The organism is Crocinitomicaceae bacterium, from assembly GCA_016708105.1.
Taxonomy (GTDB): domain Bacteria; phylum Bacteroidota; class Bacteroidia; order Flavobacteriales_D; family Crocinitomicaceae; genus JADJGJ01.
Map to the genome: position 1 here is coordinate 1 of JADJGJ010000002.1, position 15,340 is coordinate 15,340.

The window sequence follows — 15,340 nt, forward strand, 5'->3', positions numbered from 1 at the left end:
GGCAATTTCCAGTGAATTAAACAAGTCATTTTGCTGATTTGATTGGCTTCATTGCTTGCACCCCTAACGTTTTGCGGCTTGGCGTAGTGGCGGATTTTACCACAAATGTTCATACGAAGAACACACTTCAAATATAGCAAAAATGTTTCTACGAAGCACGTCACCCGCCATTACGCCAAACCGCTGTGTGCGCCCCGCATGAGCGGTAGCGCACCCGCAAGCTATTCAAAAAGTTTAAAGTGCAAATTAAATTTCAGAAAAGCAAACGGTGGGTGAAAAGTTCCAGAGGATGAAAGTTCCTTAATTGCGGAAGTAACGTTCGAAAATTTAGCAAGTCGCAAGGTGGTTGAGAGTGATCTCAGCACTGAAGGAAGCGAGCCTGCAAAAGTTGGTACTGAAGAACATGAAGTACATAAGAGGCTAATTAAATGGATGAGCAAGCACACCATTGTGAAGTCCAAAGAACACAAGAAATTTTAATTAGTAGATGTAACAGGAATCGACGGAAGGAACACGCTCTTACCGGGGGAGGTCTTCAATGCTACGAGTTAGCGATGAAGAAGTCAGCAGAGGTCATAGTACTTTAAGCAACGAGCTGTGCGAAAAATTGGAAAAACACAGATGGTCTCACAAAAGAAGGAAGGACTGAACGTAAATAGGTTTTCAATTTTGAATGGACTGAAATTTATTTCATAGCCACCGAAAACGAAAGCAGGAAAAGAACAAAATAAACCAAGAATGATTGCACAAGTTGTACATCCTTACAATCTTCAAAAGCACTACAACAAATAGTGAAAAATGGAGGAAGTGCTGGCATGGATAAAATCCCGACAGAAAAGCTGACGGATAAATTCCGTGAGCAAAAACTTTCTTTACTTGAAGAATTGAAAAAGGAGCGTACAAATCAAAACCCATTCTTGGGGTTGAGATTCCAAAGTCAAACGGAAAACACGTTTGTTAGGAATACCAACCACCACAGAGAGACTGCTCCAGCAAGCGGTTTCAAAGTGATAATGCCTTTGTTTGAGAAAGATTTTCACAAAGACAGTTATGGATTTCGTCCAAATAAAAATGCACGTAATGCAGTAGGCAAAGCGTGGCAAAATATCCACGACGGATTTCAGTATATTGTTGATGTAGATTTGAAAAATTTCTTTGATGAAGTTGATCACTGCCTTTACTAAATTTAATTTACCAAAAAGTAAAATGCAGAAGTACACTTGCATTAATCCGCAAGTGGTTAAGAGCGCCTATACAAATCAAGGGCAAACTTTACAAACGCAGAAAAGGAGTTCCACAGGGAAGTCCGCTGAGTCCACTTTTGTCAAACATTTTGCTCCACGAGTTGGACAAAGAACTAAACAAAAGGATTAAAATTTGTAAGATACGCCGACGACTTTAGCATCTTTACCAAAACCGCAACACAAGCAAAATCAGTGAAGAAGGAAGTAGCTCAGTTTTAAAAACAAAACTCCGCCTCACTATCAATGAAGAAAAAGCGGCATCAAAAAACCCGTTCAATTTTCAATGCTTGGATTTCGTTTTGTACCAACTTACATCAAAGGCGACAAAGGTAAATATCAATTGACGGTAGATGAAAAAGCATGGATCCAGACTTAAACAAAACTAAAATCAATCACCCGAAAAACTTCACCACTCACATTTGCAGAACGCATTTCAAAATAAATGAAGTACAACGAGGATGGCTCAATTATTTTCGAGGTACCAGTATTCATGGAAAATTGCGTGACGCTGATTCGTGGTTAAGAAATCGTCTTCGCTATTGCATTTGGCACGATTGGAAAAAACCAGAGCGAAAGAGAAAGAATTTTATTCGTTTAGGAATTGACCACGATCACGCTTACGCGTGGAGCAGAACGAGAAAAGGTGGTTGGGCAGTTGCACAAAGCCCTATCTTGATCACTACAATTACGCTGAAACGCTTAAAACAAAAAGGCTACGATTCTTTGTTGGATGTTTATTTTAATCTAAACCCATCTCTTTACGAACCGCCGTATGCGAGACCCGCTTGTACGGTGGTGTGAGAGCCTAACCCTATTCCCATTTGGGAGTAGGGCGGGCTACTCGATTACCAGCTGGCGTTCTGTCTTCAGTGTCTTGGAAATAAGGTCTGATAAGTGTTTTGCTGGCCGTTTACTGCTTTTGTGTCGGCTGAGGGTTGGCGGGTTTAAAAATTTTAAAAGGGAAGGAAATTTTAAAAAATAATTTTTCGGTCGGGAAAGGTGGAAGCTCTTTTGCAATTTTTGGATTGAGCATTGGCTTGTGTGAATTGCAAATGTGCTTACAACTGTGGGTTGGCTTCTTTGTTGTCATTCCAATAATAGCTGTCTGGATAAGGTCGTCTGCCAAATATTGCAGTTCCAACACGAATAATCGTTGAGCCTTCTTCAATGGCTGTTTCTAAATCGTTACTCATTCCCATTGATAAATCGTAAACAGGTAAGTCTTTTTCTAACATTCGTATCTGAATGTTCTTTAGTAATTGAAAGCACTTGCGAACTTTTCTGTTTCCGCAGAAAAAGTCCGATGGTCATTAAACCTTTAATATTTAGTCTGTCAAGTTGTTTAACTTGTTGAGCAAAAGTCAAAGTATTTTCGGGTGAAACACCAAACTTACTTGCTTCATAAGAGGTGTTAACTTGGATAAAAACATCCAAGGTTCTATTTTCAAATTCCAATCTCTTTTGCAATTTTTCAGCTAATTCAATTCTGTCAATCGATTGTATGCAGTCAGCATATTTTATAACTTCCTTGATTTTGTTGGTTTGAAGATGTCCTATGAAATGGGTTTGGTGTGGAGTATTTTTCAGTTCTTCATATTTATCTTTTAGCTCTTGTATTTTATTCTCTCCAATTAAGGTTTCTCCTGTTTCAATTGCTGTAATAATATTTTGAGCCGAAACAGTTTTAGTTGCTAATAGAAGTTTAATATCATTGAAGTTTCTGCCTGAAAATTCGGCTGCATTTTTTATTCGTAGTTTAATATTGGCTAAATTTTCAACAATTAAACTCATAGCTGCAATTTGTGTTCCGGACAATCTATTCTCAATTCGTTTTCGGCAAGTTGACTTTTCAAAAGTTTGCAGTAGTGAACACCTTTTTCAAGTTGATAGTTAGAGCAAGTAAAACACATTCTTTGAATAGTGATGATGCCTGATTTGTTTAGGTCATAAATCAATTTCAGCAATCCATTAAGCATTATTGTTTTTTGTTCCTGTGTCAGTTTTTCAATGGGTTGTTCTATTGATGAAGCAAATAATGATGCCTTCTTTGCTATTTTTTTTCCTTCGTTTGTGAGTGATAGCGAAAAACTCCTAGTATCAATGGGGTCAGTCTCCTTGGTTACTAATTCTTTTGAAAGCAAAATTTTTACGCTATCGCTTATTGTAGCTTTTGTCATATTGAACTCATCAGCCAAATATCCTACTTTACACTTTTCCAGCGAGTGGAAGTATATGAAAATTAAAATTTGAATTTGTATCGGACTTAATGAGTTTTCTTTGCTTTCATTCCAAAGTAATACTCTGAATGCTTCAGAAATTCGTTCCAAAGCCACAACAATGCGACTTTCAATTTTTTGGTTTTGCTCCGTTAAGTGAAAAGATGATTTCTTCATAATGTCCATTCGGTTTGTGATGACTTTCTTCATTTACAGTTTTCCATTTCAATAATGAAATACCCTTTTTGTTTGATTTCAGCTTCCCATAGGGGTCGCACTGTTTCGATGTGGCAGAATCTACATTCTTTTGATGTTAAGGGTTGACCTTCTTGTCCTTTGGTTTTTAAATATTCTCTACCATAACCGTAAATTATGGTAGTATCTTTAATTTCTTCGGGTGCAATAATGTCGAAAGTGCATTATGCTACCATCTTTTTGTTACATAGGTGTCCCAAACTGCTACTTTCATTTTTATTTCTGTTTTGATGTTTGATTGTGCCATTGTTGTTATTCCTAGTAACAGGACAATGGCAATCAATATGTTTATTTGTTTCATTTTGTTGAGAATAAAAACCTTGTAAAGATAGGATTCCTAACTTTACAAGGCAAAATTAGTTGGCTTATTTTACTAAAGGTTCGAATCCCCAGTGCTTAAAAATTGAATACCCCTTTTGCCTTATATCATTTTCAATCGCTTTAGTAGCTACTTCTATATGACAAAAAGCACATTCATCAGCACTTATGAGGTTAGTGGCACTAATATTTTCAGCTTTTAAAAAGGAATTACCGAACTCGTAAATTTTCTCTAAGTCAGTAAAACTTGATGGAACAAGTATGTCAAATTTAAGTAGCGTTCCATCTTCTTTTTTAAAGACCGTATCGTAAACTGAAATTTCCATTTTCTTGTGTTATTTTACTTTGTATGGTAAGGATAAATTACCACTAGCTACCGAATACACTTTGTAAACGCCAAGCATTGGTTTGTCTCCGCCACCGTGTCCACCATCACCGCCTGTATTTACTTGCATAAAGGCTGCAACACCGTCAAAGGAAAAATCCGTTTTGTTGTTTATTCGATAATCGGGAACAACTACTCTTATTGTATTTCCTTTTGTGATAACCTGAAAGCCGGGGGAATCCATATACATTGGCATTCCAGGGTTAGTTGGAGGTGAAACGACTGTTGTGTCTTTTGGGTCGAATTGTTTTACAGCTAAGCCACCTTCAACTCGCTTGTCTTCTGTTAAGATTACCCAATGCGGATGCCAAACAATTCCGTCATTGGCAAAATTGCGGTCTGAGTTTTCGTCCCAAAGAGGTGTGTCGTCAAAGTCAGGATGTGATGTAAGGGCTAAAGCCACGATTCCGTCAGTATCGCCAAAGCCAACATCAGTTGGCTTCGAGGAAGTTGGGAAAACGTGCCCCAAAACAGGTGCTCCATTGAGTTGACCTACTGGTGTTGGCGTGGTTTTTCCTGCCGTTCCTTTTACGGTAATTTCCCAAATGGTTGCACCAATTTCAGGTGAGTGTTTTACGCTTACTTTTTTGATTTGGAAATCATCATTGTTGTAGTTACCGCATTTGTCGCAAGCAAAGCTTTGAACTGCGAAAAGAGAAAGTCCGAGAAGAAGAAATATTTGTTTCATTTTTTTAAAATTTAATTGTTTGAAATAAAGTCAGAAGCCCCAAATAAAATTAGGACTCCTAACTTGTTGGGTGAAATTTTTTAACCTTTTACATCGGTCATAGATGCACCAAAGTTGATGTGTAACACATTACCGTTTGGTGTTAGCAATGCTGGAACAGATTTTACACCTGCTTTTTCCGCTTCTGCAATTCGGTTACGGTCTTCGCCAATGTGAACGATTTCTACATTAGTTGCTCCAATTAGGTTAACGATGTCGTGCTCTGCACTCACACATACAGGACATCCTGCGTGATAGAAAATTGATTTTGCCATTTTTTATGTATTTTATTGTTGTTTGGCATTATTGCCGCCGCAAATATAGTAAGGAATCCTAACTATACAAATTATTTCTAAGATTTTTTACAGAATATTTTACATCATTGATATTCAACGAGATAAAAATCTTATAAGGGTGGGGGATTGGCTCTTTTGCAAAACTTGGGTTGTGTGTCGGCTTGTGCGGTTTTGCAAATGTGCCGATGTGCGGCTGGCTAAAATTATTTTTTAAAATGTGCGGTGGCAAAAATTTTTAAAACCATTTGGGTCGGGCCAGGAGTGTCGGGAAAAAGGGGGGGGGTTGGGTCAAAGGAGAAGGAAGAATGTCTTCCGTTTTTGGGTCTGTTGGTGGGGAGGGGGTGGTCTTTGGTCTACGCTTCTGGGGGGAACACTTTTGTAAAGGTATTGAATTTATGTCTTTATTGTCTAATGTGTAATAGGAATTTAATGTATTAATTCTTTGTAGTAATATCTTAGATGTTTGGCTTGTTAGCAATGATTCTACCATAAATAGGTTTTAAGCTCCTTAAAATTAGTCTTACTTGAATTACTCCTTATAATGGCATTCTTAGCTGTTATACAATGCTTTTTATGTCTAGTGAATTACAAATTCTATTTTTTTTCCAAGTCCAAATTCAAGCAAGCGGTACAACGTAGACAACTGAATGTCCGACTTACCATTTTCGATTCTTGAAATGAAACTTTTTTTCGCGCCTACTTTTTCTGCAAGTTGTTCCTGTGTCATTTTCGCAAGTCTGCGCTCTTCTTTGATCACCTCACCAATTAAAAAAGCTTTTGCTCTAATTTCAAATTCAGTCCGTTTTTTGGAGCCTCTTTTTCCCCGATACTTCTCTAAGTGTTCTTCAAAAGTCGTTATGTTTTTATTTTTCACCTTTTTCATAGTCCTTTGTCTTTTCGTTAAAGTATGCTTGCATTAATGTAAGAGCTGCGTCAATTTCCTGTTTCGGGTTTTTTTTGGTTTTCTTTTGAAAATTATTGAAAAGCACAACTTATTTTCCCTCATCAAAACAGCAAAATATTCTAAAAATGTTCCCACCTAATTCAATTCGTACTTCATAGAGTCCCTTTGTTCCTTCCATGTGTTTTAGATATTTTTCGGGAATTCTTTCTGTATGCGTTAACACAAACAAAACATAATCAATTTTGTCTCTTATTTTTGATGTCTGTGCATCGAAGAAAGTATGAAAATGATGTTTATAGAAAACGAGCTCTCGAATTTGTTCCATAAATCACTATAACAAAGTTAACTTAAAATGGAACTTGAAACAAATATTGACCAAAGAAATTTTAATGGAAATATGTTGCATAAAGGTTTTGAATGTCATGACACTAATTTTTTTTGGAATTAAAAATCCAGCGGACTCTTAATCTGCTGCACATTGACAAGGGTTACCTGTGTGTAAACCTCCGTTGTTTTGGTACTTGCATGACCTAATAGTGTTTGAATGTAGCGTATATCTGTGCCTGCTTCAAGCAGGTGAGTGGCAAAACTGTGACGCAGCATATGTGGTGTAACGGTTTTCCATATTTTTGCCCTTTTTGCCGCACCAACAATAATTGATCTCACACTACTGGCTGTATATTTTTCACCGCTTATGCCTTCAAATAAGTATTCTTTCGGTCGCCATTCTTTGAAATATGCGCGTAAGTCGTCAAGTAGCGTTGTACTTAAAACCGTGTACCGATCTTTTTTTCCCTTGCCCTGATTTACTCTAATCATCATCCTGGCTGAATCAATGTCTGTAATTTTCATATCGAGCAATTCTTGCCTGCGCAAACCTGCCGAGTAGAGCAGAGATACAATGCATTTATGTTTGATGTTTGCCGTGTGCGCAATAATCTTCTGTACTTCTGATTTGCTGAGTACTTTGGGAAGTTTTTCTACTTTCTCAGGCCGGTCTATCATATAAAAACGGTTAGGCATGCCCATCACATTTTCATAATAGAACTTTATGCTATTGATCATTTGATTGATATAAGTAGATGATTTTCCGCTGCGCACCAACTGATTCATGTAACTCAGTATATCTTCTTCAGAAATTTCCATGAGCGGAATATTCTTAAACTGCTGCATAAAAATACTGAAACAGCAGAGGTATGTTTTTGCTGTATTAAATGAATACATTTTATTCTCTAATTTCTCAACATATTCAATTGGAACCAGCGATGAAATTTCTTCCGACTCATATTTTTTTCGGATTTTTGACATGTCTGCAACTTCAGCTTGTTTGCCGCTAGATTTTTTGGTAAAAAAACCGGAGCCGTTTATCCACGCCTTACCTTTCAGAGATTTGAAAACAAGACCAATGGTTTCTTTACCTGCGGGCAGGTAGAACATCTGAAAAGTATTACTGTAACTGACATTGGGTATAGATTCTAGTACCGGAATGAGTTGTGCTGAACCGTTGAATTTTAATCCTATTTTAGCTTCTCCGTCAACTAAAATATTTTTGAGTGATATGTGTCCGTATGGTGTTGGCTTCATGAGGCAAACGTGCGTTAAAAAAAGACAGAAACAAAAAATAGCCGTATATTTATCCGTATAATGCAACGGGTAGTGGTTGCTACAAAACAAAAAAAGCAGCTAGCTTTAAATCATGTCTTCAACAATGCAAAAAAGAAAATGTATTCAATGTAAAGATTCTTTTGAAGGAAGAATAGATAAAATATTTTGTAGTGATTATTGCAAATCTGCTTTTCATTATGAAAAAAATAAAGCAAAAGAAAAATCACGCTTTAAAATTGTGGATGATCATTTAAAAACCAACAGAAGAATTTTATCAAAATTCAATAAAGCAGGCAAAGCCGTTGTCAGAAAAGAAGATTTAGAAAAGGAAGGATTCAATCCAAATTTTTTCACCAACTACTGGAAAAACCAAAAAGGTGATGTTTACTTATTCTGTTTTGAATTTGGATATTTGAAAAAAACCGAACAAGGTAAATCCAAATACGTGCTTGTAAAATGGCAAGATTATATGAAGAAATAAATCACCGGCAACCGTTCATGTTGATGCAAAAATTCTGACCGCATTTCATCACACAACATCACCCTATGGAAAAGTGAAAAAGTCAGTATCTCACCCACACTTTCTGTGCACCGCTAACCAAGGAGCATCTACCCACAACTGTTGAGCCCTGCGAAACTAGCCTTCATAACAACGTGTGAGCACAGCTCACCAAAGAGTATTCCACACACACCAAGTGAGCACCGCTCACAAAAGTGCCAATTGCAACTTTTGAGCACAGCTCAAAAAAGCCCCCACTCTATGGCATCCCTCTCCTTTGGAGAGGGACCGAGGGTGAGGAAGGAGACATGCATGTTTTACCCACACAAACATAAACCAACGTCACCTCTCCACACTTACCCTCAAGCAAGGGCAAATTTTCTTTCTCACCACCAAGCAGAATTTTATTAGGTACATACCGCTCATTCAGTTCAAGCGTATAGCCCTCATACCCGGGACCGGTAATGGCAATTTGATAATAGGGATATGAAAAATGCATAGCAAGTATTCCCCAGTTTGAGTAGGCTGATCCGTAGGTTTCCATGCCATCATAAACATTCAGTAACATTTGTTTTGCGCGTTGAATATAGGTGTCATTATCAAGTAAGGTACCCAACGCAAAAAGTACACGTGCCATGGTTGAATTGCTTGAAGGAATTACGTTGTCTGACAATTCCATTTTGCGGGCAAACAAATCTTTTGTTTTGTCTGAAGTATAAAAATACATGCCCCCGGTGCTGTCAAAAAAATGTGCGTCAGCATAATGCACTAGGGTCTGTGCATGTTCAATCCAGCGTATATCATACGTACATTCATACAGCTTAATAAATGCTTGTGCGGCAAATGCATAATCATCTAAAAAGCCTTCTATTTTTGTTTCTCCTTTTTGATAGGTGTGAAAAAGCTGACCATCTTTTTTCATTTGTTTTTTTACAATCCAGTTTCCGGTTTCAATAGCCATGTTCAAAAATGTTTTTTCACCAAAACTTTGGTACGCATCAGAAAAGCCAATAACGGCAAGTGCGTTCCAACTGGTAATGCATTTATCATCAAGTCCCGGGCGTACACGTTTATTGCGCGCTTCAAGCAGGCTATTATTTATTGACTGTATTTTATGAGACAATTCTGTTACCGTAATATTTTCTTTTTCTGCAAAGACGCTATCATTTTCTTTGCGGACAAGAATGTAATGACCTTCCCATTTTTCACTTGGCTGCACGGCATAATATCTTGCAGCCAAATCAAAATCATCACCTAAAACAAGTTTCATTTCTTCTTCAGTCCACACGTAATATTTTCCTTCTTCACCTTCACTGTCAGCATCAAGGGCAGCGTAATAGGCGCCGCTTGCATCTTTCATTTCACGCTGCAGCCACTGTATGGTTTGATAAACTACATGTTCATATAAAAGATTTTTTGAACGTTGGTAAGCTTTGGCGTAGAGAGAAATTAATTGTGCATTGTCATACAACATTTTCTCAAAATGCGGCACTTTCCAAAAACTGTCTACTGAGTATCGCGCAAAGCCTCCGCCAATCTGATCATAAATGCCGCCCAAGGCCATTTTTTGCAAAGTCAAATCAACCTGTTGCATCACGGTGTCATCCTCGGTATGCCAGGCATATTGCATTAAAAACTCGTAATTATTTGGCATGGGAAATTTGGGTGCAAAATTGGCACCACCGCGCAGGGTATCAAAGCTGCGTTTCCAGTTTATGATCATTTCATCTGTCTTTTCAGTTGAAATTTCAATGCCGGTTTTTTTCACGCTAATTAATTCTGAAGATATTATTCCTTCAGCAAGATTTTCTGCATACTCAATCATTCTTTTTTTGTCTTGCTGCCAGGTAAAATGAAGATTTTGCAACACTTGTATCCACTGTTCTTTTTGAAAATAGGTACCACCATAAACAGGCCGGCCATCAGGCAAAGTAAAACAGTTCAAAGGCCAACCTCCGCTGCGTGTCATCAATTGTACTGCCGTCATGTACACTTGGTCAACGTCAGGGCGTTCTTCACGGTCAACTTTAATGCATACAAAATATTCATTCATGAGCGAAGCAACCGCAGTATCTTCAAAACTTTCATGCTCCATTACATGACACCAGTGGCATGATGAATAACCAATGCTTACCAGTATCAGTTTATTTTCTGTTTTGGCTTTCTCAAATGCCGCATCACCCCAAGGCAGCCAGTTAACCGGGTTGTGCGCGTGTTGTAAAAGATAGGGACTGGTTTCATGAATCAGGGCGTTGGTGTAGCTGTGTTTTGTGGTGTCGTGCATGATTAATTTTTCTTGTTGGGTTATTATACAAGATGTAAAACAAAGCACAGGCAATAATGTTGTAAGCAAGTTCAAATACTTTGTCATCTCTATTTTCCGTCAGTGTAAGGGTTTGCTTTTTTCTGAGTAAATATAATTAACTTGCCGCTGATTTATTGTTGACTTGTAAATTATAACAGCATAAAAAACCCATATCACATGATAAAAAACACCGCATTAGCATTTCTCTTTTCTACTGCAACGCTTGCTGCATCTGCACAAAATTATTTTCAGCAAGAGGTGAATTATACTATTACCGTTGCGCTGAATGATCAAAACCATACCTTATCTGGTTTTGAAAAATTTGAGTACACAAACAATTCTGGTTTGGCTCTTGATTTTTTATACATTCATATTTGGCCCAATGCCTATCGTGATAATAAAACAGCCTTGGCAAAACAGTTGTACAACATGAATGACATGGGGCTTGAATTTGCAAGTGATGATGACAAAGGATACATTGATTCACTAAACTTTCAGGTTAATGGTGAAGATGTGAAATGGGAGTATGACGCTGAGCATCCTGACATTTGTAAAGTGAATTTAAACGCCGTATTAAAACCGGGTGAAACCATTGTGGTAACAACACCCTTCAAAGTGAAAATTCCTTCAGGTGATATTTCAAGATTGGGACACGTGGGAGAATCATATCAAATTACGCAATGGTATCCTAAACCGGCGGTGTTTGATCAGAATGGTTGGCATCAAATGCCCTATCTTACCCAAGGTGAATTTTACAGTGAGTATGGTAGTTTTGACGTGAGCATTACGGTGCCTGAAAATTATGTGGTGGGTGCAACCGGTGATTTGCGAACTGAATCTGAAATCCGCTTTCTTGACTCATTAGCAAAACGCACGGAAGAAAAATATAAAAACGGAGAATTTAAAGACAGAAAAACTATGACAGGTGGATCAACTGATTTTCCTGAATCATCTGAAAAAATGAAAACCATACGCTTCACGCAAAAAAATGTGCATGATTTTGCCTGGTTTGCTGACAAACGTTTTGAAGTATTAAAAGGTGAAGTAGAATTGCCACACAGCCATCGTAAAGTTACCACGTGGGCCATGTTTGTTACGCATCATCACGCGCTTTGGAAAGACGCGCTGGAGTATTTACATGACGGCACGTATTATTATTCTCTTTGGAATGGTGATTACCCTTACAACAATGTCACTGCTGTTGACGGCACCATTAGCGCGGGCGGGGGAATGGAATATCCAAACATAACCGTGATTGGCAACGCCGGTTCAAAAGAAGAACTTGAAATTGTTATTGTGCATGAAGTTGGTCACAACTGGTTTTATGGCCAGTTAGGTTCTAATGAACGTGACCACGGCTGGATGGATGAAGGATTAAATACCCTCAATGAAATCAGATACATTGAAACTAAATATCCTAAAAATCAACGCTTGTCTGATATGATGATGGGTATGGCTGATAAAGTGCACCTTGAACATTTATCTCATCATGATCTCAATGACATCACGTATTCTATGTCTGCCTGTTATGGCCTTGATCAGCCAATTGAACTTCCTTCGGCTGATTATTCTATGATAAATTATGGCGCCATTGTGTATTCAAAAACCGGTTTGGTATTTACTTATTTGCGTGATTATTTAGGTGATGCAATGTTTGATAGTTGCATGCAGGCTTACTACGCTGAGTGGGAATTTAAACACCCCCAACCTCAAGATTTGAAAAATGCATTTGAAAAAACTTCAGGTAAAGATTTGTCTTGGTTATTCAGTGATATCATACCTACTACCGGACAAATTGATTTTGAGCTGAAAAAAGTAAAAATGGAAAACGGCAATACCGTTGTTACAGTTAAAAATACCGGACAAGTTGACGGACCTGTGCGTGTAGATGCTATCTCAGGCGGAAAAATCAGATCTACCCTGTGGGCTGAACCCGGCTCAAAAAAATCTACCATCACTTTTGAAGGCACCAATTATGATAAAATTTCTATAGACAGTGAACAGCGCATGCCTGAACTGAATCGCAACAATAATACATGGAAAAAGGACGGGCTTTTTCACAAAGTTGAGCCGGTGAAAATGGAATTTTTGGGTGGTGATAATGAGCCTCAGTATTCCATGGCATGGTACACGCCAATTATGGGAGCTAACGTGTATGACAAGTTTATGATTGGTGTTTTATTTCACAATCAAACCTTGCCAAAAAATAAATTTGAATACACTGTTGCACCCATGTTTTCAATAGGTAGAAAAAATTTATCGGGCTTTGCAAATTTCAACTATTCATGGGTGCCTGCAAATAATTTCAAAATGATTACCCTGGGCGTGAACACAAAAACATTTGGTAATGGTTTAGGTGTGCAGCAAGATTCTTTGGCTGATAAAAACTATATGTACTTTACGGTTCAACCGTATCTTGATATGCGCATTGGAAAATCAGCCAAACGTGTTTTTTACAAACAGCGGTTAAAAATTCATGGAACTTATATTAACGAGCAAGGTGATCTTTATCAAAACCAAACCATCAACGGCAGTGTCAACTATTTATTCAGTTATGCAAAACGCATACATAATGTACAGGTAGGTTTGCGTGGTGATTTTTTCAATAACACAACCTCGTATGGCGGTGCTGATTCGTTGAGTTCTATTCTCAATGCGCACGTAGAATTAAAATACAATATCACCTATTGGAAAAAGAAAAAAGAGAAAATTGAAATACGGGTTTATCTTGGAAAAAACCTAATGTACACCGGCGGCTACAATACGCGTTACGGTTTTGCCCTTGGCGGTCAATCAGGCACCATGGATGCAGCCTATGAGTATTATATGATGGGACGAAATGAAGCCAGCGGACTTTGGTCACAACAGCGCATAGACAATCAAGGTGGATTCAGAACAGTATCATGGTTGGGCACAACCAATCAAATGATGTTTACTACCAATATTTTTATTGATCTGCCTTACATTCCGCTTGCCGGTATTTTTGCAGATTTTGGAGTATTTGAAGACAATGCCGGCAACATGGATGAGGTATATGATGTTGGCGTAGGTTTTAGAATGGCTGACCGCTTTGGTATTTATTTCCCAATTTACGAATCAGATAATTTAAAAAACTCTTTTGCTACTGATATAAAATACTATCAGAAAATTCGCTTTGTTTTAAATCTGAATGGCATTAACTCAAGTGAAATTATTCAGTCAGTTTTTTAACCTTGTAGTGAGTTACTGTATTGCCTGAATCTTCAGCCTGATGTGTAAAGTCAGGCTTGGTATGATAATTTCTTGAACTGACATGTGAATAGTGAAAAGTATAATCAAATACCGGAAATGGATCATGCTGCTATTGGCTCTGGTTTACATTTCCATTGAGGCAAATCAACAGGGTGACTTTTCAATTTTCTGGCAAGCTTCACGTGATTATTTTGACGGCAAAAATATTTATACACTTACATATCATGAATGGTATCACTACTATTATTCACAGTTGTTTGCCATACTGCTTTTCCCCTTGGCAATGCTGCCGCTCTACGCAGCTACTTGGATTTGGCTGGCGCTGAATCTTTTTTTTCTATGGCGTATTTTTGCTATTACGCTGCGGCAGTTGCAGGTTGAAAAATGGAATTCAAGATCACGATTTATTTTTCTGAGTTTGATTTTCATATTTAATCTCCGGTTTATTCGTGATAATTTTCATCTTGGGCAAATGACAGTTTTTATGGCATACTGCATGCTTGAATCTTTATCACTCATCTATTATCAGAGACACGTCAAAGGTGCAGCACTGCTTGCCTTAGGCATTAATATCAAACTATTGCCTTTAGTATTTATTCCCTATTTAATTTTCAGAGGATATTTTTTAGCGGCATGTTACACGTGCGTGGCTGTGCTTGCCTATTTTTTAATTCCGCTCACGGCGGTTGAGTACCATCAATATGTGCTTTTGATGCACGACTGGTGGCAACTCATTAACCCAACGCAAACAAAACATACTATTGATACAGATGAGCGCAGCTTTCATGGCTTAAGCACGCTGATACCAACTTTATGCATGGAAACGGTACCTGATACACATGCGCTGCCTTTGCGCAGAAATATGTTTAATCTATCTTCTGAAAAAGTATTTTGGGTGCTTAACCTCATTCGGTTAGCCTTGGTGCTTTCCACCATAGCCGTTACGCGCTTAAAATTTTTCAAACCTGAGAATAATAAATTGAAACGATGGAAAGAGGCTGCCTATATCATGTTGATAATTCCGCTAATTTTTCCGCATCAGCAACACTATGCTTTTTTATTATCCATGCCGGCATTTAGTTACATTCTTTATCTCATCATGATTGAAGGAATAAAAAAATATCGCTGGCAGTTTTGCCTTTTAATCATGGTGTATTTATGCTTCAATCTTAATTTGCTGGTGGGGTCATTTGGAATGTATTACGATCATTATAAAATTGTTACCTACGGAGCCTTGTTGTTGGTGGTTATACTGTTGTTCACAAAGCAACCCTTGGGTAATGCAATTAAATCTCACCGCTTGGTTGAGTGAATAATTTTCATGCGGCACAATCCTTGTTTGGTAAACAGAAATT

The 15,340-nt window shown here is 37.9% G+C and carries 11 protein-coding genes and 4 pseudogenes; 5 read left to right on the forward strand and 10 right to left on the reverse strand.

The annotated features are described in order from the left end of the window. Positions 1–342 precede the first annotated feature (342 nt). Together IPH66_11345 and ltrA are read left to right on the forward strand one after the other, a co-directional pair. Positions 343–480, forward strand: a complete 138-nt coding sequence (locus tag IPH66_11345; protein ID MBK7129945.1) for a hypothetical protein — start codon at positions 343–345, stop codon at positions 478–480. 335 nt (positions 481–815) lie between these two features. After that, a pseudogene (gene ltrA / locus IPH66_11350) lies at positions 816–2,045 on the forward strand (group II intron reverse transcriptase/maturase). A 257-nt stretch (positions 2,046–2,302) separates the two neighbouring features. Here ltrA and IPH66_11355 read toward each other — a convergent pair. The 9 genes and pseudogenes from IPH66_11355 to IPH66_11395 all read right to left on the reverse strand — a co-directional run bounded on the left by IPH66_11355 (position 2,303) and on the right by IPH66_11395 (position 7,929). Beyond that, positions 2,303–3,035, reverse strand: a pseudogene (locus tag IPH66_11355) (YggS family pyridoxal phosphate-dependent enzyme). Continuing rightward, positions 3,032–3,637, reverse strand: coding sequence for a winged helix-turn-helix transcriptional regulator (locus IPH66_11360; GenBank protein ID MBK7129946.1), 606 nt, complete (start codon positions 3,635–3,637; stop codon positions 3,032–3,034). The pseudogene IPH66_11355 and the gene IPH66_11360 overlap by 4 nt, the downstream one beginning before the upstream one ends. A gap of 29 nt (positions 3,638–3,666) precedes the next feature. Next, a pseudogene (locus IPH66_11365) lies at positions 3,667–3,929 on the reverse strand (DUF2024 family protein). 151 nt (positions 3,930–4,080) lie between these two features. After that, positions 4,081–4,359 (reverse strand): DUF2024 family protein, encoded by a 279-nt coding sequence (locus IPH66_11370; protein MBK7129947.1) that lies wholly within the window; start codon positions 4,357–4,359, stop codon positions 4,081–4,083. 9 nt (positions 4,360–4,368) lie between these two features. After that, the gene (locus IPH66_11375; GenBank protein MBK7129948.1) at positions 4,369–5,106 is read right to left on the reverse strand and encodes a hypothetical protein; all 738 of its coding nucleotides are present in this window, start codon (positions 5,104–5,106) and stop codon (positions 4,369–4,371) included. A gap of 80 nt (positions 5,107–5,186) precedes the next feature. Continuing rightward, positions 5,187–5,420, reverse strand: a complete 234-nt coding sequence (locus IPH66_11380) for a thioredoxin family protein (protein MBK7129949.1) — start codon at positions 5,418–5,420, stop codon at positions 5,187–5,189. Positions 5,421–6,018: 598 nt separating this feature from the next. Next, the gene (locus IPH66_11385) at positions 6,019–6,324 is read right to left on the reverse strand and encodes a helix-turn-helix transcriptional regulator (protein ID MBK7129950.1); all 306 of its coding nucleotides are present in this window, start codon (positions 6,322–6,324) and stop codon (positions 6,019–6,021) included. Further along, positions 6,305–6,670: pseudogene (locus IPH66_11390) on the reverse strand (type II toxin-antitoxin system RelE/ParE family toxin). Before IPH66_11390 ends, IPH66_11385 begins: the two are co-directional and overlap by 20 nt. 119 nt (positions 6,671–6,789) lie before the next feature. Further along, positions 6,790–7,929 (reverse strand): tyrosine-type recombinase/integrase, encoded by a 1,140-nt coding sequence (locus IPH66_11395; GenBank protein ID MBK7129951.1) that lies wholly within the window; start codon positions 7,927–7,929, stop codon positions 6,790–6,792. Positions 7,930–8,041: 112 nt separating this feature from the next. Between IPH66_11395 and IPH66_11400 the strand changes: the two genes are divergently transcribed. Beyond that, positions 8,042–8,431, forward strand: coding sequence for a hypothetical protein (locus tag IPH66_11400; GenBank protein ID MBK7129952.1), 390 nt, complete (start codon positions 8,042–8,044; stop codon positions 8,429–8,431). Between the two features lie 277 nt (positions 8,432–8,708). On the opposite strand, the gene IPH66_11405 is transcribed toward IPH66_11400, so the two are convergent. Beyond that, positions 8,709–10,733, reverse strand: coding sequence for a thioredoxin domain-containing protein (locus IPH66_11405; GenBank protein ID MBK7129953.1), 2,025 nt, complete (start codon positions 10,731–10,733; stop codon positions 8,709–8,711). A 198-nt stretch (positions 10,734–10,931) separates the two neighbouring features. On the opposite strand from IPH66_11405, the gene IPH66_11410 reads away from it, so the two are divergent. Beyond that, entirely contained in the window at positions 10,932–13,964 is a 3,033-nt protein-coding gene (locus IPH66_11410; protein ID MBK7129954.1) for a M1 family metallopeptidase, read from the forward strand. A 124-nt stretch (positions 13,965–14,088) separates the two neighbouring features. Continuing rightward, positions 14,089–15,297: a DUF2029 domain-containing protein gene (locus tag IPH66_11415; protein ID MBK7129955.1), complete on the forward strand. Its 1,209-nt coding sequence runs from the start codon at positions 14,089–14,091 to the stop codon at positions 15,295–15,297. The last annotated feature ends 43 nt before the right edge of the window (positions 15,298–15,340 follow it).

Coding starts and splice junctions, on each gene's coding strand:
- IPH66_11360 (MBK7129946.1), bottom strand. CDS start 3,637: ATGAAGAAATCATCTTTTCACTTAACGGAGCAAAACCAAAAAATTGAA.
- IPH66_11370 (MBK7129947.1), bottom strand. CDS start 4,359: ATGGAAATTTCAGTTTACGATACGGTCTTTAAAAAAGAAGATGGAACG.
- IPH66_11375 (MBK7129948.1), bottom strand. CDS start 5,106: ATGAAACAAATATTTCTTCTTCTCGGACTTTCTCTTTTCGCAGTTCAA.
- IPH66_11380 (MBK7129949.1), bottom strand. CDS start 5,420: ATGGCAAAATCAATTTTCTATCACGCAGGATGTCCTGTATGTGTGAGT.
- IPH66_11385 (MBK7129950.1), bottom strand. CDS start 6,324: ATGAAAAAGGTGAAAAATAAAAACATAACGACTTTTGAAGAACACTTA.
- IPH66_11395 (MBK7129951.1), bottom strand. CDS start 7,929: ATGAAGCCAACACCATACGGACACATATCACTCAAAAATATTTTAGTT.
- IPH66_11400 (MBK7129952.1), top strand. CDS start 8,042: ATGTCTTCAACAATGCAAAAAAGAAAATGTATTCAATGTAAAGATTCT.
- IPH66_11405 (MBK7129953.1), bottom strand. CDS start 10,733: ATGCACGACACCACAAAACACAGCTACACCAACGCCCTGATTCATGAA.
- IPH66_11410 (MBK7129954.1), top strand. CDS start 10,932: ATGATAAAAAACACCGCATTAGCATTTCTCTTTTCTACTGCAACGCTT.
- IPH66_11415 (MBK7129955.1), top strand. CDS start 14,089: ATGCTGCTATTGGCTCTGGTTTACATTTCCATTGAGGCAAATCAACAG.